This window comes from Sphingobium sp. WR1 (assembly GCF_059693745.1).
This window is the reverse complement of record NZ_JCATID010000014.1, coordinates 113,294-130,774: the sequence shown is the minus strand read 5'-3', so window position 1 is coordinate 130,774 and position 17,481 is coordinate 113,294. Positions and strand designations below refer to the sequence as shown.

The 17,481-nt window shown below is 63.9% G+C and carries 13 protein-coding genes; 5 read left to right on the top strand and 8 right to left on the bottom strand.

The window, feature by feature from the left end:
• Positions 1–70 precede the first annotated feature (70 nt).
• Complete coding sequence (locus AC58EF_RS16795) at positions 71–1,705, top strand: alkaline phosphatase D family protein (protein WP_497277519.1); 1,635 nt, start codon at positions 71–73, stop codon at positions 1,703–1,705.
• The gene (locus AC58EF_RS16790; protein ID WP_497277518.1) at positions 1,702–2,880 is read left to right on the top strand and encodes a hypothetical protein; all 1,179 of its coding nucleotides are present in this window, start codon (positions 1,702–1,704) and stop codon (positions 2,878–2,880) included. The genes AC58EF_RS16795 and AC58EF_RS16790 overlap by 4 nt, the downstream gene beginning before the upstream one ends.
• Positions 2,881–2,948: 68 nt before the next feature.
• Here the strand turns inward: AC58EF_RS16790 and AC58EF_RS16785 are convergent, their stop codons facing one another.
• A complete protein-coding gene (locus AC58EF_RS16785) occupies positions 2,949–4,118 on the bottom strand; it encodes a TetR/AcrR family transcriptional regulator (RefSeq protein ID WP_497277517.1) in 1,170 nt (389 codons plus the stop codon).
• A 240-nt stretch (positions 4,119–4,358) separates the two neighbouring features.
• Between AC58EF_RS16785 and AC58EF_RS16780 the strand changes: the two genes are divergently transcribed.
• Positions 4,359–6,926 (top strand): TonB-dependent receptor, encoded by a 2,568-nt coding sequence (locus AC58EF_RS16780; RefSeq protein WP_497277515.1) that lies wholly within the window; start codon positions 4,359–4,361, stop codon positions 6,924–6,926.
• A 16-nt stretch (positions 6,927–6,942) separates the two neighbouring features.
• Positions 6,943–7,833, top strand: a complete 891-nt coding sequence (locus AC58EF_RS16775; protein WP_497277514.1) for a tyrosine-protein phosphatase — start codon at positions 6,943–6,945, stop codon at positions 7,831–7,833.
• Between the two features lie 111 nt (positions 7,834–7,944).
• Here AC58EF_RS16775 and AC58EF_RS16770 read toward each other — a convergent pair whose 3' ends face one another.
• The 7 genes from AC58EF_RS16770 to AC58EF_RS16740 form a co-directional block, all read right to left on the bottom strand.
• Positions 7,945–9,150 carry a carbohydrate porin gene (locus AC58EF_RS16770; protein ID WP_497277513.1) on the bottom strand — a complete coding sequence of 402 codons (1,206 nt, stop codon included), beginning with the start codon at positions 9,148–9,150 and terminating at the stop codon, positions 7,945–7,947.
• 265 nt (positions 9,151–9,415) lie between these two features.
• Positions 9,416–10,276, bottom strand: a complete 861-nt coding sequence (locus tag AC58EF_RS16765) for a glucosamine kinase nucleotide-binding domain-containing protein (protein ID WP_497277512.1) — start codon at positions 10,274–10,276, stop codon at positions 9,416–9,418.
• Between the two features lie 95 nt (positions 10,277–10,371).
• Entirely contained in the window at positions 10,372–11,640 is a 1,269-nt protein-coding gene (locus AC58EF_RS16760) for an aminotransferase class V-fold PLP-dependent enzyme (RefSeq protein ID WP_497277511.1), read from the bottom strand.
• 17 nt (positions 11,641–11,657) lie between these two features.
• The gene (locus AC58EF_RS16755) at positions 11,658–14,033 is read right to left on the bottom strand and encodes a TonB-dependent receptor plug domain-containing protein (protein ID WP_497277510.1); all 2,376 of its coding nucleotides are present in this window, start codon (positions 14,031–14,033) and stop codon (positions 11,658–11,660) included.
• Between the two features lie 175 nt (positions 14,034–14,208).
• The gene (gene nagA / locus AC58EF_RS16750; RefSeq protein WP_497277508.1) at positions 14,209–15,360 is read right to left on the bottom strand and encodes an N-acetylglucosamine-6-phosphate deacetylase; all 1,152 of its coding nucleotides are present in this window, start codon (positions 15,358–15,360) and stop codon (positions 14,209–14,211) included.
• Positions 15,357–16,415, bottom strand: coding sequence for an SIS domain-containing protein (locus AC58EF_RS16745; RefSeq protein WP_497277507.1), 1,059 nt, complete (start codon positions 16,413–16,415; stop codon positions 15,357–15,359). Before AC58EF_RS16745 ends, nagA begins: the two co-directional genes overlap by 4 nt.
• Positions 16,412–16,561: a hypothetical protein gene (locus AC58EF_RS16740; protein ID WP_497277506.1), complete on the bottom strand. Its 150-nt coding sequence runs from the start codon at positions 16,559–16,561 to the stop codon at positions 16,412–16,414. The genes AC58EF_RS16745 and AC58EF_RS16740 overlap by 4 nt, the downstream gene beginning before the upstream one ends.
• 29 nt (positions 16,562–16,590) lie before the next feature.
• Here AC58EF_RS16740 and AC58EF_RS16735 point away from each other — a divergent pair, with 29 nt between their 5' ends.
• Positions 16,591–17,481 carry an N-acetylmuramic acid 6-phosphate etherase gene (locus AC58EF_RS16735; protein ID WP_497277505.1) on the top strand — a complete coding sequence of 297 codons (891 nt, stop codon included), beginning with the start codon at positions 16,591–16,593 and terminating at the stop codon, positions 17,479–17,481.

The window sequence follows — 17,481 nt, the reverse complement described above, 5'->3', positions numbered from 1 at the left end:
GAGGGACGATGTAGCGGCCCTTACCGCCGCTACATCGTCTCTCCTTCAATTTGGCAGGAAGGTCACGACCATGGTTCTGCATATCGACCGGCGCAGCCTCATCCTCGGCGGCGGCCTTGGCATCGGTGCGTTGATGCTGCCAGGCGGCCGCGCCATCGCCGCGGAGCTGCTGGCGGCTAAGGGCTTCACCCATAATGTCGCGAGCGGGGAACCAGGGCCGGACTCGATGCTCCTCTGGACCCGCTATATGCCCTCCACCGGCAACGATGTCGTGCGGCTCGATGTGGAAGTGGCATCGGACCCTGGATTCGGGAAGATCGTGTCCGGGGGAAGCGTGCGGACGGGCGCGTTTCGCGATTGGACTGCGAAGATCATGGTCGACGGCCTGACACCCGGCACGGCCTACTGGTATCGCTTCGTGGCCCCCGATGGCGGAAAGTCGCCCGTCGGGCGCATGAAAACCCTCCCGGTCGGCGACGTTCCCCGCTTCGGCCTGGGTGTCTTTTCCTGCTCCAACCTGCCCTATGGCTGGTTCAACGCCTATGCCCATGCCGCCGCGCGCGACGATCTCGACCTGTGGCTGCATGTCGGCGATTATATCTACGAATATGGGCCGGCATCGGTCCGCCCGCAGCAGGCGGTGGAAGGCCGCATACCGTTCCTGCCCGATCATGAGATTCTCGCAGTGGCGGACTATCGCCTGCGCTACGCCGCCTATCGCGCCGACCCCGATTTGCAGCGCCTGCATCAGGTCGCGCCGATGCTAGCCCTGTGGGATGATCATGAATCCGCGAACGACAGCTGGGAAGGCGGGGCGCAGAACCACCAGAGCGACAAGGAAGGTGACTGGAATATCCGTCGCGCTGCCGCGATGCAGGTCTATCGTGAATGGATGCCCGTGTCCGACGAGCCTTGGAAGGCCTACACGATCGGCACGTTGGCGACGCTCTATCGCACGGAATCGAGGCTGCTGGCGCGCACGCGCCCGGCCGACATCAACGCCGCGGTCGACGCGCCCGACGCCGATGCGGCGCTGAAGGGGTTCCGCGACGGCATCTGGCAGGACAGCGCCGCCACCATGCTCGGCACCACGCAGGAAAGCTGGCTGGCACATGCCTTCAAGGCCAATGCGCGCGCGACCGCCTGGCAGATGGTCGGCATGGGCACGATCATCGGACGAACGGTCATGCCTACCAATGTGTTCGACTGGCTGCGTCCCGATGCGAGTCCCAAGCTGGTCCAGCGCTACCGAAACAGCGTCCGCATGGCCGCCAATGGCCTGCCGATGTGGATGGACCGATGGGACGGCTATCCCGCTGCGCGCGGACGACTGCTCAGGGCCGCACAGGCGGCTGATGCCGACCTCGTCATGCTGGCGGGCGACAGCCACAATGCCTGGGCCTATGGCCTGGTCGAGGATGGCAAGCCCGCCGGGGTCGAATTCGCCGGCCAGGCCGTGACGTCCGGTGGCATCGAGGGCGATCTGGCGGGCGATCCGAAGCGGGTCGCGCAAGGCTTCATGGCCGCCAATCCCGAACTTAAATGGGCCGATACCAGCCAGCGCGGCTATATGATGATCGATATCAGCCACCGGCGCGTCACGGGCGAATGGCTGTTCCTGGACAATATCAGACGCCGCGGCACGGCGCTGGCCGGCACGCACCGGATGCATGTGGATCGCGGTCGCCGGGTGTTCGGCGCATGATCGCCGATCGGTTCGCGCCAGCCGTCATGTCGCGCATCGGGTCGCGACGCCTGCTCCTCCCGCTGCTCGCCCTCGCTGCGCCGGCAACGCTGACCCATGCCGCGCCGGGGGACGGCCCGCCCGCCACGCAGATCGCAGGCCCCTGGGCGTCCGGCCATGTGCAGGGGATCGCGGTCGACCGGAAAGGCGGCTTCATTTATTATTCCTTCACCAACCTGCTCGCCAAATATGATTTCCGCGGGCGGCTGGTGGGCACGTTGAGCGGCTGGTCGGGCCATCTGGGCGATCTCGATTTCAATCCGGCGGACGGCAAAGTCTATGGATCGCTGGAATATGGCAAGAGCAACAGCTTCTACATTGCCGTTATCGACGGTTCGCGGCTGGATAGGACGGGCATGAAGATAGACGAGGTGGACATCCTTCGGGTCGTCTACTTGCCTGAAGTCGCGCGCGATTATGCGGCCGATCTGGACGGCGACGGCAAGCTTCTGCCGGCGCCCTCACCCGATCATCGATATGGCTGCTCGGGTATTGACGGCGTCGGCTTCGGCCCCGCCTTCGGCCCCACCTTCAGCAATGCCGGCGGCAAATATTATCTGACGGTCGCCTATGGCATCTATGGCGATGCGACACGATCAGACAATGATCATCAGATATTGCTGCAATATGATGTCGACGATTGGGCCGAACATGCCGGGCCGCTCGACGAAAAGGCGCTCCATAGCAACCTGCCTCCGCCCGCGCGCGGTAAATATTTCGTGCGTACGGGTAACACGCGCTACGGCGTTCAGAATCTTGCCTATGATCCCACACTTCATCGCTGGTTTTTGGGGGTCTATGGAGGCAACAAGCCGAACTGGCCCAATTATCTGCTGTTCGCCATCGATGGCCGCAGCAGCCCTAAATCGTCCGACCTGGTGGGGGTGCCCGATCGGAGCGGGTCAGGCTGGGAAAGGGGACTGTTGCTTCCGCTGGCCCCGGACGGGCTATATGATGTCGGCACCGGCATTCGCGGCTGGAAACAGAAGGCTGATGTTGGATTCCAGCCACTTGGCGATGGATTCTACTATTTTGTGCAAAATATGGTTGGAAAAGGCGGGCAGTCGGCCGAACTCAGGCTGATGCAATGGACGGGCAATCCCTCAACGCCTTTTGCACCGGCGCGCACCCCATAACTGACGTGTTGACGGCTCCGGGCGGCCCCCGAAGGCGGGGGGCCTCAAGCACGGCAGCGGCCCATATTTTATGTTTGGGGACCCGGCGCGAGTAGCGCGATCAAGCGATCGTGCACTTGCTTCACGATGAGATGCGCCTCTTCTTCCGGCAGGCAGTTCGTCGACCGCAACGTGCCCATCATTGCGCTGGAATAGACCGCGGCGAGCAGATCGAATGCGTCGCCATGCGTTTCGACCAGATTAGCGATCACCTTGCGGCTGGTCATCCCGCGCAGATAGCGCAACTGTTGGGACAGATCGGGAGACGCGCGGCCGCGTGCGACGGCAAGGATCAGTTCGTCGATTGCCAGCAATTGCAATCTCGGCGGCAATGCGGACACGGCCATGACCGACGCTGCGGCAGATTGACTGGATTCCTCCCGCTCTATCGTCAGGCTGCGATAGATTTCGCCATAGGCCAGCCGCAGCAGGTCGTCCGTGCGGCGACAATTATGTGAAACCACGCCAAGCGTCAGGCCCGTGGCGGCCGCCACGGCGCGGTGGGTTATCGCGCCGACACCACCATGCGCCAGCAGCCCGGCCGCGGCGCGCGCAATCTCTATCCGAAGTCCTTCAGGCTCGTTCATCTGCGCCAGATGGGTCGCGCGGCCCATCAATGATCCCCGCCATGGCGCGGAGCGCGGCAGCTCTCCGGTCAGCCAGCCAACCCAGCCTGCGGCCATCTCATCCAAACTCGCGCGATCGGCTGCGCGGTTCCACCGCATCAGATGGAGGCAGCTTTCGCCATTGAAGAAATAGCAATACAGGTCGGCCCGGTCCTCGATCCCGAAGCGGGCGCAAAGCTGCCGCCAGAAATTCTGCCACATGATGTTCCAACGCGCGCCCAACGCAGCAAAGGGCGCGGACCGGCCGGCGAGCATCTGTCCTTCGTGCCATGCAAAGGCGATCTTGCGCTGATCCGTGCAGAAATCGCCGATCAGCGCGGCCAGAACCGGAGCCAGCCCGCCCGGCGGCAGCGGCAGATAATCAGCCAGTTCATCCAGCACCAGTAGTTGCGCATCGCACCATGCCTGCGCCAACGCAATCGCGCGCTCCTGCGCTGATTCATACAAATGTTCTATATCTTCATAGTGATAATAGAGAACAGATGGGCTGAACCCTCCCGCCGTTCCGATGCTGCGTGCCGACAGTTCCCCCGTTCCTCGTTCCGTCCACGCCTTCAGCACTGCGTCAATCATCCGTTCTGCGGTAGCGGCTTGCGTTGAAACTGTTGAATTTCTGTTCGGCATATTGATCTTCGTAGTGCGGGTGAAACGGGCAATTTATCAGAACATTGCGCATCGCCAACCGGAATCGCCGGCTGAAACGATTTTGATCATGTCATCCAGCTTACATACATTCGTTCTAATCGCCCCGCGACTCATCAGTGTCACAGGGGAAACGGAATGATTCACAGGTCGCGGCGGACGCAGGTTCGCTTGGGAATATTCGCAGGCGCAGCGTTGCTGGCGCTCACAGCCGCCAGCAACGCTCAGGCGCAGCAGCCCGCGCCCGGCGCAGAGGACGACGCGATCGACGGCGAAGCCATCGTCGTCACCGGGTCGATCGCCCAATCGCAGGCTGCTTCGGTCGAACTGAAGCGCAGGGCCGACAATCTGATCGACATCGCTGCGGCGGACTCGGTCGGCCGCTTCGCCGACCAGAACAGTGCCGCCGCGCTGTCACGCCTGCCCGCCGTCGCGGTGCAGCGCGACCAGGGTCAGGAACGCTATATCCAGGTGCGCGGCGCACCCAATCGCTGGACCTCAGTCAGCATCGACGGCATTCCGATGATCGGCGTCGATGAAGGCGGCACGACCCGCGCCTATCGCTTCGACGCGGTGCCGGCGGTCCTTTTGAGCGCCATGGCGGTGAACAAGTCGCTGACCTCCGACCTTCAGGCCGAGGCGATCGTCGCCAATATCGACCTGCGCACCTATTCGCCGATGGACCAGAAGGGTTTCCACCTTCAGGGCGATCTGGGCTATGGCTTCATGGAACTGGGCGGCAAGGATCAGCGCCAGGGATCGATCCGCGCCAGCTGGTCGAACGACAGGGTCGGCATCGTGGTGGGCGCGTCCCATTATCGCCGCAAGCAGCTGACCGACAATCGCGAGGTCGGCGCTTATGATGATAATGGCCCGACCGTATTCGACATTCGCCAATATGAGGTGGAGCGCGAGAATAACGGCCTGTTCGGCGCCATCGAATATGAGCCGGAGGACGGCAAGCGCATCTATGCGCGCAGCATCTATACCGAGTTCAAGGACGACGAGCAGCGCAATCAATATGTGTTCCGCTTGTCCAACGCGGCGAGCGGTACGCGCGGGGCGGACAGCGGCGACCTGGTCGGCGTGCCGGTGCGTGGATCGTTCAACTATGGCGAATATCGCACCCGTAATTACATCAACACGATCGGCGGCGACTATGAGACCGACGACGGTCTGCGCGCATCGGTGAACCTCAATTACACGCGGACCGAGAACACCACCTATCTGCCGATGGTGATGGCCAACACCGCTGCGGCGGACTCCCCATCCATCAGCTACGATGCCAGCGATCCGCGTTTCCCGATCATCAGCCTGTTCGGCACGGTCGGCACCGGCGCAACGGCGACCCGTGGCGCAGCCCTCAGCGGCTTCGACCAGACCAAGGTGACGTCGGGCGCACTGCTGATGCCGATGACGCAGGATACTTTTTCGGACAGCTATACGGTCAAGGCTGACCTGTCGAAGCAGTTCGACCGGGTGACGCTGTCGGGCGGGTTCCTCTATGCCGATCGCGAGATCAAGGGCTTCACCTTCGTCCAGAGCAATATCATTCCGCTGACTTCGGCGCTGGGCTTCAATCCGGGCGGTTATGTCACCGACAAGGCGTGGGATACAGGCTTCCCGCTCGGCTTCCCGCTGAACTATGTCGACAATCGCGCGATGCGTGGCGACATCGACGCTCTCCTCGACAACCTGGAAGCGGCCGGCAGGTTCAACCCGGACTTTGTGCCGGCTGAAAACCGCTACCGCCTCAATGAAAAGACGCTGGCCGGCTATGTGATGGGCAAGGTCGAATTCGATGGCGGGCAGGTCGTCGCCGGCGTGCGCGTCGAACATTTCCGGCTCGACAATGTCGGCACCGCCACGACTGCGGCGGGGGCAGTGCCCCTTTCCGCGCCGCAGAGCTACACCGACTTTTTTCCCAGCATTAATGCCCGCTTCGACCTGACGCCGGACCTGGTCTTCCGCATCGCGGGCCAGCGCGGCATCGCCCGCCCCTCCTTCGGCGAAATCCGCGTCGGCAGCGCGATCAACGACACGACCGTGCCGGGCACGATCAGCGGCGGCAATCCTGACCTGAAGCCCGAATATACATGGGGCGTGGACGCCAGCCTGGAATATTATCTGCCTGCCGGCGGCATCGCGTCGGTCTCCGCTTTCCACCGCTGGGTCGACGATGTGCTCTACCAGAACCAGCAGGCGGTCGGCAGCGGCCTTTATGACAGCAACGGCGTCGACCGGTCCGGCTATCTCCTGACCTCTACCTTCAACGGCACCAGCGGCAAGCTCTATGGCGTCGAATTCAACTATCAGCAGCAGTTCGGCTTCCTGCCTTCGCCGCTCGACGGCTTCGGCTTCCAGGGCAATTTGGCGCTTCTGGGCGGTGACTTCGACACGCCCACGCAGAAGAATATCGCTTTCCAGGGTCTGTCCGACACCGTGCTCAACACCTCGCTCTATTACGAGAAATATGGGCTGTCGGCGCGGGTCAGCTATCAGTGGCGCAGCGACTGGCTCGATACGCTGGGTGGTCTTGGCAGCGGCGAATATCGCAAGGGCTATGACAATCTCGACGTGTCGCTCCGCTATGCGGTCAACGACCATTTCACCCTTTATGCCGACGCCACCAACCTGACCGACGCCATCTATCTGGCCTATCAGGGCGACAAGTCCCAACCCACCGAAGTCGAACAGGTCGGCCGCCGCTACATGTTCGGCGTCCGTTTCGCATTCTAAACCAAGGACAAGCATGATGCGTATTTCCTCCCGCTTCCCGCTCCTCGCGCTTCTCGGCACGGCCGGCCTCGCCCTGGCGACGCCCGCCTTCGCCGGGGCGCAGGCCGCTCCCGCTCCGGCAACCGCGCCGGCCGGTCATGACCGACTGCTTCCGCTGGAGGGCGGACAGAATTTTCGCGATCTGGGCGGCTATCGCACTGCTGACGGCCGCATGGTCAAATGGGACAAAATCTATCGTTCGGGCGCGATGTCGCGCCTGACCGAAAAGGATTTCGCCTGGCTCGCCGCACATGACCTGAAAACGGTCGTCGATTTCCGCGATACGCGCGAGCGCACGTCGGAACCGGTGAACTGGCCCGCCGCGACCAAGCCGACCGTGCTATCGCGCGACTATGCGATGGACCATGGCATGTTCATGAATGCGCTGCTCAAGCCCGGCCTGAACGCCGATCAAGTCCGCGATGTGATGGCGACGCTTTATCGCGACATCCCCAACCTCTTCGCCGATCAATATCGCGTCCTGTTCGAACAGTTGCTCGCAACCGACGGCACGGTCGCCTTCAACTGTTCGGCCGGCAAGGATCGGACCGGCGTGGCTGCCGCCATCCTGCTGTCGGTGCTGGGCGTCGACCGGGAAACGGTGATTCAGGACTATCTGCTGTCGAACAGCTATTTCCGGCCGCAGGCGCTCAAAACTGATGACCCCAGCATGGCGATCTTCAAGAAGCTGCCGCCCGATGCGACTAAAGCGCTGATGGGCGTGGATCGCCGCTTCATCGAGGCCGCCTTCGCTACCATGGAGGCTTATCCTGGCGGCGTGCAGGGCTATTATCGCGAGAAGCTGGGTCTGGACGATGTCAAGATCGCCAGCCTGCGCGCAAAATATCTGACCAAGCCTGGCGCCTGATCCGATGTCCGGCGGATGGGGCCGCGCGCCCCATCCGCTCCGGTTCATTCTGACGGAACGAACACCGGGATGGCGACAGGCCGGAAACCATTGTTGTCAGAGCTGGAATATTCAGTCGATCAGGCGGAACGCCAGTTCGACGCGCAGCCCCACGACCCAGGCATCGTCGATCGATGGGTCGGCGGACGGGCTGCGGACATATTGCAGGTTGGGCTGGACCGCCAGCCAGGAGGCGATCGGCGCGCGGTAGGTCGCTTCCGCCACCATTTCGGATCGTCCGGCGTCGTTGGCGCGGCGATATTCGGGAGAGGTGAACGCGCCGATGACGGCAAGGCCCATCTCGTCCTCCGGCCGACCGTTTATCCACCCGCTCAGTTTAAATCCCGCGCTAACGAAATGGTCGAACATATTGTAATGTTTGGCCGCCGTCCCCAGGCGGAAGAAGCCATCGATGCGTCGCCGGTCATCGTCGACCAGCGTCTTTTCGCCGCGCAGATAGACGCCGGCATTGCCGCCGCCATGCGTGCCCTCGAACCGGTCGAAGGAGGATGTGTAGCGCCAATGGCCCAGTAACAGCCGGCCGCCGCTGACGGGCGCCTCTACCTCGCCGATCAGCAATGCGCCCTCGCCTCCGCCCAGCCGGATGCTGGTGCGTGACGGATGTTCCGGGTGGCCCGGCATACCGTCGAGGATTGCCGCTCGCACGGCCCATCCTTCCGCCGGACGATACAGGATGCGCGCAGCCAGCCCCGTCGCCGGAAAGATCGATGGACCATTGCGGCCCGACATGCCGATGTCGCTTCCCATGCCATGCGCGCCACCGACGAACAGGGTCGCACTTTCCAGCAGGTCGAACTCGGAATTGAGGTCGTAAATGCCTGCCCGCACCGAAAGGTCGGGCGCGAGCATCTGGTCGATCCATGCCTCGTAGAGCTTGAACGCCTGGGCGTTGCCTTCGATCTCGCTGACCATCTGCGCGTCACCCACGACTTTGGAGATGGACTGGCCGTTATTATACAGGCCATAGACGTGCATCTCGGCCCCTTCCCAGTCGACCAGATCTTCCAGGTCGACCTCCAGCACCAGGTCAAGATTATCGAGATAGCGTGCGCGCCGCTTCACGCCACCCACCACCACGGCCATCATGTCGCTGCTATAGCTTATGTCGAGCACGACCGGCCCCTCGCCCGGCGTCTGTTGCCCGGCATGAATATGCGAATGCGGACGGATCGGAGCAGTCGGAGTCGCGCTTGACCCGCTTGCCGACTCGGCGAGGGGCGGCGTGGCGGCCGCCAGCAGCAGGGCCGACGCGATCAAGAGGCGCGTCCTTCTGTGGGACCGCAGCAATAGAAACAATGATATTCGAAGATCATAGGTCGCACATTAAGGGCGACGAAGCTTCGTATAGCATGGATTATGGACGCATCCCGAAATGGACGATCGAAATGCGGGATGGGTTCGGCAGGAAACACCGTATTCATACCCCGGCCAAGTAGAGCAGGGATGTGACGGAAATATTTGACGCCGCGCCATCCAGCGCATGGGCGCGGCGGCTTGGTCGATCGCTGGCGCCGTGGCCGATCTAACTTCGATAGCCTGCCAGATGCAGCGCGCCGTCGAGCGGATCGCCCAGCATCGGGCTGAGCCGCGCGACGGTTCGCGCGCGCAGCCAGGGTTGCATCCGGGGCGCTAGGCCGCCCACCAATGTGCACCGGCTCGCCCCACGCTCGAAGATCGTCTCGATGAAGCGCTCGATATGCTGGACCGCATCTTCAACGATCGATCGCGCAATGGCGTCGTTCGCGTCCGCATAATCCATCACCAGCGGGGCGAAGCTGCCATAATCCTTTGGCGTCGCCTGATCCATCCAGGCGATGGCCCGCGCCGTGTCATGGTCGAAACGCTCCGTCACCGCACGGCTGAGCGGCGTCGTCTGCGTCCGCCCGTCAAGCGCACGCAGCGCATGACGCATCGCGCTGAGGCCAAGCGCCGCGCCGCTCCCTTCGTCGGAAATGGGGAAGCCATAGCCGCCGATCGTGAAGTCCCGCCCGTCGGCGCGCACCTGCGCGATGCTGCCAGTGCCGAGGATCAGGATCGCCCCGTCCGCGCCGTCATGCGCCCCCAGATTGGCGATGAAGGCATCGGTCTCATAGGCGATCGACGCGAAGGGAAAGGCGAAATCCCTGAGCGCATCGCGCACGCCCGGTCGCGAAATGCCGGCAATGCCCATGCCTGCCCGGATCGTCGCCACTTGCGTCTCCGACAGACCTGCCTCGGCGACGGCCTGCTCCGACACGGCGCGCAAGGTCGCATAAAGCGGTTCCAGCCCGATCCGGGCATTGGCGGTGCCCCCGGATCCGGTGCCGACCACCGTCCCGTCCGCCGCGATCAGCCGTGCCCGGCAATTGCTGCCTCCAGCATCGATACCCAGATAAAAGCGCATGGACGGGCTTCCCCTTGTTGCCTGTCGCCCCAATAGCTTGCTCGCGCCATCCGGTCGATCCCAGGATGATATTGGCCTGATCACATCTGTGGCAATCAGGCCGAACGCAGCAACGACGGAATCGCCTTCCGCAGCGCGTCGATGTCCCCGTTGCTGTTGAACAACGCCGGCGTGATACGCACGCACGCGCCGCGTGTGGGGCCGTCGCGATGGACGGCAAAGATGCGATGTTCGTCCAGCAGTCTTTTGGCGATGGCAGCATTATCCTCCACGCTGTTGCGCCCGGTGAGGCGGAACGAGGTCATGCCTCCATGCAGGCGCGGGTCCGCCGGAGTCAGTATCTCCAACCCGTTGACGCCACGCAGCGTTTCAGCCCACAGGTCGCGCAAATGGCGCAGCCGTACGGCGCGGGCCGCGTCGCCGATCCCGTCCTGAAAATCGAGCGCAGCCGGCACGGTCAATTGCGCCGCGAAATCGACGGTGCCGGTATGCACCCGCCCATAGCTGGTGGCCGCGAAAGGCGGAGCGTTCGCGCTGTCCGGGTCGATCAGATCGACCTTTTCCTTGCGGATATAGATCAGCCCGACACCCAGCGGTGCGCCCCACCATTTATGCAGGTTGAAACCGATGAAATCGGCATCCAGATCGACAGGACGAAAATCGAGCTGGCCCCAGCTATGCGCCGCATCGACGATCGCGTCGACGCCATGCGTTCGCGCCATCGCCACGATTTCCCGTACCGGCACGACCAGCCCGGTCCGATGGCTGAGGTGGGTCAGCAGGATCAGGCGGATTTTCGGATGGGCCTTGAGCGCGGCCTCATAGGCGTCAATCACCCCCTGATATGTTGCCGGCTCGGGCAGGGCGATGCGCATCACGTCGACGCCCCGGCTCCGTTTCAGGGATTCGAAGCAGGCTTGCATACTGTCATAATCGAGATCGGCATAGAGGACAGCATCCCCCGCCCGCAACCGGTTATAGCCGCCGATCAGCGCCTTCAGCGCCTCGGTCGCGTTGCGGGTGAAGGCAATTTCTTGCGGCGCGACTCCCATCTTCGCCGCCACCCTGTCCCGCGTCGCGATTAGATCCGGCGTCAAACCGCGCCGGGCATAATAGCTCGTCTCGCGATTGACCCGCCGCACGGTAGCTTCATAATGTGCCAGCACCGGCCGGGCCATCATGCCCCAATTGCCATTCTCCAGCTGGATGACATCACGGATGACGTCATATTGGGCGGCGACCTTGGCCCAATAGCCCTCATCGTCCGGCCGAACGGTGGCTGCCGACGGCAGGGCGGCGTTCAACCGCCCCGCTACCGGCGCTGCCGCCGCCGCTAAAATCATCCGCCTGCGGCTGATATCCACGCCTGGTGCCTAGCCGATCAGAAGGTCAGACCCAAGCGGACATAATATTGGCCGCCATCGGTGTCATAGGGCGCGTTGCGTGAATAGATGAGACCGCGCACCGCCTGGTTGGTGGCTTCGTCGGGATAGCTGTTGAAGATATTCTCCGCGCCGCCCCGGATCGAAATGTTCGGCGTCACCTGCAGGCTGGCTGACAGGTCGAACAGCACCATCGAACCGAAGCGCTGGAACAGGTCGCCGGTCGCATTGCCGCTGACGTCGGTCCAGGCGCCATAATAGCGCGCCCGGCCCTGGATGCCGAACCTGCCGAGCGTGTAGCCGAGCGATGCGGTGCCATTATGCTTGGGCAGGCGTTCCTCGAATATGATGCGCTGGGTTTCGTTGGCGATGGCCGCTGACGTGCCGCTCGTCACCTTGGTCTGGTTATAGTTGTAAGCCAGGCTGATGTCGGCCGTGCCCGGCCCCACCTGTCTGGTATAGGCCAGCACCACGTCGATGCCGCGGGTACGGGTGTCGAAATCGTTGGTGAAATAGGTGACGGACGTGAAGCGCTGCGGATTGGGCAGGTTCGTGGGCACGGCGAAGGTCGCCGACTGGCCAAAGCGATCGCGCAGCTTGATCTGGTAGAGGTCGATGCTGCCGGTCAGCCCGAAGCCCGACTGGAAGGTCAGGCCAGCCGTCATGGTACGCGACTTTTCCGGTGTGAGCGGCTTGGCGCCCAGAGCCACGGCGATCGGATCGCTAGGCGACAGGCGGCCGGTGTTGAAAATCTGCAGGGTGCGGGTGTCGAGACCCTGGCTGGTGTTTACCGCGTTGAGCTGGGCCGGGGTGGGCGCGCGGAAACCGGTCGAATAGGTGCCGCGCAGGGCGACGCCCTTCACCGGCTCGAAACGGGCCGACAGCTTGTAGTTGAACGTGTCGCCAAAGGCCGAGAAATCCTCGTAACGGCCCGCCGCGCCCAGCGTCAGCGGTTCGATCGGGCGGACTTCGACATCGACATAGCCGGCATAGCTGGTCTGCGACCATTCGCCCGCGTTCAGCGGGCTAAAACCGGGAAAGCCGTTGCTGTTGGGCGCAAGGCCCGTCGCCGCGCCCGGCCCGATCGCATAGGAGGCCGGGTCGCCCGGACGAATACCATAGGTTTCCTTCCGTCGTTCCGCGCCGAAGGCGATGTTCGCCGGCTCGACCAGCCCCATCGGCAGGCGATAGACGAAGTCGGCGTTGAGGTTGAACTCGCTCTGCCGCAGCCGGCCCAGATAGAAGCTGGTCGGACTATTCGGCCCCATCGATGCGTTGAGCGATTCCGTCATATTATAATTGATGCGGCTGCGCCCGGAAGAGGCGCTGATGTCATAGGTCAGCCGTTCGCCGATCGCGCCGCGCAGGCCGGCATCGGCCTGGTAATCGTCATATTCGGTGCCGAAGCGCGGCGTGAACCCGGCAGGATAGAGGCTGGAGAAGTTGAAGCCGGGAAAGGCCGAACTATTGCCATAGACGTTCGCCGTGCCGGCCGGATTGCGCCAGTTGAAGTCGGTCACACCCTCGCCATTGCCGACCGTGCCAAAGGCGTAGAGGGTGACGGCATCGGAGAGATCATAATGGGCGTTCACGCCCGCGCGGACCGAACGCAGGTCCGGCTGACCCCAGCGCTGCACCGGATCGGGCACATCAAGATTGGGGTTCGCTGCCTGAAATGCCGCCGCGTCGGGCCTCTGACGGGTGCGTGACGTAGCGTCGGACTTGGAAAACTCGCCGGTGAAGACGATGCTCCCGCGATCGCCCAGCGTGAGGCCGCCCTGCGCGCCGGTCTGGTATGTCGTGCCGTCGCCTTCATAATATTGCGAATATTGCCCATAGGCTTCCATCCCCGCCTGATCGTCGAGGATGATGTTGACCACGCCGGCAATGGCATCCGAACCATATTGCGCGGACGCGCCGTCACGCAGCACCTCGATCCGTTTGATGGCAAGGTTCGGGATGGTGGCGAGGTCGGCCGCCTGCGCACCGCGCGTGCCGAGCAGGGCGGAGCGGTGATAGCGCTTGCCGTTCACCAGCACCAGCGTCTGGTCGGCGGACAATCCGCGCAATGTCGCCGGACGGACGAAGGCCTGGCCATCCGCGGCCGGCAGGCGTTGCACATTGAACGAAGGCAGCAGTTGGGCCAGCGTATCGGAAAGATCGTTCGAAATACTATTGTCGATGGACTTGGACGAAAGCACATCGATCGGCGCCAGCGTATCGAATTTCGTCCGCTTCGCATCGCGCGTTCCGGTTACGATGATGGCATCACCCGACTCTGCGCTGTTATCGATCGGCATCGCTGCCTGAGCGAAGGCAACCGAGCACGCGGAAAGGTTCAGCGCGGCGAACGCACCGTAAGTCAGGAATTTCATGATTGTCCCCACAGAAGCGACGGATATTCTTTTCTGCGAGCGCCTCTAGGACGGCTAAATGACAATTCCATGTCGCCATGGGCTAATAAAGCGGCGAAAGCGCGCCGCAATCACTGTGCGGCTTGGGCGGCGGTCGGAGGCTGGGTGTCGACCGGCCCCTTTTCGCCCGGCGATGTCATTCACCCGTCTCGTTGAGGTCGCCGCCTATCCAACTTCTTCGCACCCGCCGATCCGTGTCCATATGAATAAGGTCCGCGCGCAGCCCCGGCGCGATCGCGCCCGTTTCCCTGTCCAGCCGCACGAAGCGGGCGGGATTGCCGCTTGCCATGCGCGACGCTTCGACCATCGAACAGCCCATCATGTCCATGGCGTTGCGGAACGCCTGCGCCATGCTGAGCGCCGATCCGGCGAGCGTGCCGTCGGGTCCGCGACAGGTGCCGTCGACGACGTGGATCGGCTGACCCATCAGGGTGAAGCTGTGCTGCCTGCCGCCCACCGGCGGCATCGCGTCCGTCACCAGCATCGCTCCGTCCAGCCCGCGCGCCGCCAGCGCCACCCGCAACGCCGCCGGATGGACATGCAGTCCATCGACGATCAGCCCGAAATGGCTGTTCCGATCGAGCAGCGCAGCGGCGACCATGCCCGGCTCCCTGCTCCCCATCTGCGTCATCGCGTTGAACAGATGCGTGAAGCCCGCCAGCCCTTCGCCCAGCGCTGCGACCGTCTGGTCATAGTCGGCCAGGCTGTGCCCCGCGGCCACCCGCACGCCGGCGTCGCTCAGCGCCCGAATCGCGCCGGCAGGCGCCAGTTCCGGCGCGAGCGTCACGATCCGCCGCCCGATGGTGGGCCGCGTCAGCCGTTCCAGTGCCAGCGGGTCGATAGCCGTGAACTTGGCGGCGTCATGAATGCCCTTTCTTGCCGGATTGAGGTGCGGCCCCTCGATATGGACACCCAGCACGCCGGGCACGCCTTGCGCCAGCGCCTCCTCCCCCGCCGCGATCGCCGCGTCGACCACGGCCGCATCGTCGCTGATAAGCGTGGGCAGCAGGCCGGTGGTGCCGAATTGCCGATGCGCTTGCGCGATCATACGGATGCCGTCCACGTCCGGCCGGTCGTTGAACAGCACGTCGCCGCCGCCATTGACCTGCGTATCGATGAAGCCGGGTAACAGCCATCCGCCGTCCAGCGCGACTTCCACGCTCTCCGCCGGCAAAGAGTCGCGCGGCGCGACCTGCACGATCCGCGCGCCCTCTATCAACAGCGCATTGTCCGTCACGATCCCGTCCGGCAGCACGATGTCCGCGCCGACAAGAGCCAGAACGCTCATAGCGTCTGCGTGACCTTGGCCAGATGTGGTGGCCTGTCGGGGTTGCGCCCGCGCGCCAGCGACAATGCGTTGGCAAGCCCATAGAAGCTCTGGATCTGGGCGATGGCCCCCAGCACCGGATGCACGCCCCACTGGCTGGGCAGCGCCATCGTCGCGGCGCCGGCATCATCGGGGTGGCCGGCCGCGATGACCTGCGCCCCGCGCGCGTGGAAATCCGCCAACCGCTCACGCAGGCCCGCCCGCGCCTCGTCGGCCGGCCCGAACACCAGCACCGGATCGCCCTCCCCGATCAGGGTCATCGGCCCATGCGCAACCTCGGCGATGCTGAAGGCTTCGGCATGGAGACGCGACGTTTCCTTGAGCTTCAGCGCCGCCTCGCCCGCGATGGGCAGGGTGAAGCCACGCCCCAGCACAAGCATGGTGTTTGCGTCGCGCAACAGCGGCACGGCGCCGGTCCAGTCGGCCGCCACTGCGTCGCGCAGCACATCGCCGATCGATGGCAACGACCTGGCCAGGGCCGCGTCGCCGCTCCATTGGGCGACCAGCTGGGTCAGCGCCACCAGCGTCCCGATGAAGCTCTTCGTCGCCGCGACGCTGGTTTCTGCCCCCGCATGGATGGGGATGCAGATGTCCGCCATTTCCGCCAGCGGCGACGACTCGTCATTGACGATCGCGACGACCAGCGCGCCCTGTCGCCGCGCGTCTTGCGCCGCAGCGATCAGGTCTGGACTACGCCCCGATTGGGAGATAGCGATCAAAGGCACGTCCCTGAAGCGCGGCGAGGTCGCCCGATAAAGCGAACCGATCGACGGCGCATGGCTGAGCGTAGGAACGCCCGCGCGCGTTTCCAGCAACATTTTCGCGAAGGCCGCCGCCTGATCCGAACTGCCCCGCGCCAATGTCGCGGCAAAGGGCGGCGCGAGCGCGCGCAGCCGGCGCCCGGCCTCGCGCACCAGATCGGCATTGCGCGCAATCTGCGCTTCGCACCGCGCCGGCGCCTCTGCGATCTCGCGCGCCATGATGGTCATCACGCTCTCATCTGGATGGTCGATCATGCCGAAACAATACCAAATGACGGGAATAGGGCAATTGGAATTAATTTGGTTGCATCAATGCGTCGGAAAGATAATACCACATGAATGAAGCCGAACGGTGCGCGCTCCGCGTCCATCCGGCCCCAAGCTGAACCGATCGCAGCCATGGCGTCCATGTCGCGGCCACGGAGGGTCCATGAGTACCGAAGCCATCGATCCACGCTATGTCGATATCGACCAGTGGCCGACCGTCCGAGCCGTCGAGGCAATGCTCGAAGGGCAGATGGCCGCCATCGCCGCCGTCGGATCGCAGATCGGGCGAATTGCCGATGCCGCCGATGCCGCCGCCGTCCGACTGGGGACGCAGGGGCGGCTCATCTATGTCGGCGCGGGAACGTCGGGCCGTATCGCGGTGCAGGACGGAGTAGAGCTCTACCCCACCTATAACTGGCCACGGGATCGGTTGCTGTTTCTGATGGCGGGTGGCATCGCCGCACTGACCGAAGCGGCCGAGGGCGCGGAAGATGATATTGACGCCGCCCGCGCCGAAATCGCGGCAGCGGGTATCGGCGCGGAAGATGTCGTGATCGGTGTCGCCGCCAGTGGCCGCACACCCTACACCGTCGCCGCCGTCGCCGCCGCGCGCGATGCAGGCGCACTGAGTATCGGCATCGCCAATAATGACGGCACCGCCCTGCTCGCTGTCGCCGACCACATGCTGGTCGCAGAAACCGGCACGGAAATCGTAGCCGGTTCCACCCGGATGAAGGCGGGCACGGCGCAGAAGGCGATGCTCAACATGCTGTCCACCGCCATCATGCTGCGCATGGGCCTCGTCTATCGCGGGCTGATGGTCAATATGCGCATCTCCAACGAAAAGCTGCGTGGACGCGGCCAGGCGATGGTGCGCGATATTGCGGGCGTCGACATGGACGCGGCGGCACGGGCCTTGGACTCGGTCGGGCAGGACATCAAACAGGCGGTGCTCGTCGCCATGGGGGTGACGACCGACGAAGCCCGACGGCTGCTGGACGCCCATGGCCAGCATCTGTCGGAAGCGATACGGGCTGTGCAACGGGCGGGGTAG

What these genes read in the sequence shown, in the direction of transcription:
- AC58EF_RS16785 (WP_497277517.1), bottom strand. Translation starts at nt 4,118, where the DNA reads ATGATTGACGCAGTGCTGAAGGCGTGGACGGAACGAGGAACGGGGGAA.
- AC58EF_RS16775 (WP_497277514.1), top strand. Translation starts at nt 6,943, where the DNA reads ATGCGTATTTCCTCCCGCTTCCCGCTCCTCGCGCTTCTCGGCACGGCC.
- AC58EF_RS16795 (WP_497277519.1), top strand. Translation starts at nt 71, where the DNA reads ATGGTTCTGCATATCGACCGGCGCAGCCTCATCCTCGGCGGCGGCCTT.
- nagA (WP_497277508.1), bottom strand. Translation starts at nt 15,360, where the DNA reads ATGAGCGTTCTGGCTCTTGTCGGCGCGGACATCGTGCTGCCGGACGGG.
- AC58EF_RS16790 (WP_497277518.1), top strand. Translation starts at nt 1,702, where the DNA reads ATGATCGCCGATCGGTTCGCGCCAGCCGTCATGTCGCGCATCGGGTCG.
- AC58EF_RS16740 (WP_497277506.1), bottom strand. Translation starts at nt 16,561, where the DNA reads ATGGCTGCGATCGGTTCAGCTTGGGGCCGGATGGACGCGGAGCGCGCA.
- AC58EF_RS16745 (WP_497277507.1), bottom strand. Translation starts at nt 16,415, where the DNA reads ATGATCGACCATCCAGATGAGAGCGTGATGACCATCATGGCGCGCGAG.
- AC58EF_RS16735 (WP_497277505.1), top strand. Translation starts at nt 16,591, where the DNA reads ATGAGTACCGAAGCCATCGATCCACGCTATGTCGATATCGACCAGTGG.
- AC58EF_RS16765 (WP_497277512.1), bottom strand. Translation starts at nt 10,276, where the DNA reads ATGCGCTTTTATCTGGGTATCGATGCTGGAGGCAGCAATTGCCGGGCA.
- AC58EF_RS16755 (WP_497277510.1), bottom strand. Translation starts at nt 14,033, where the DNA reads ATGAAATTCCTGACTTACGGTGCGTTCGCCGCGCTGAACCTTTCCGCG.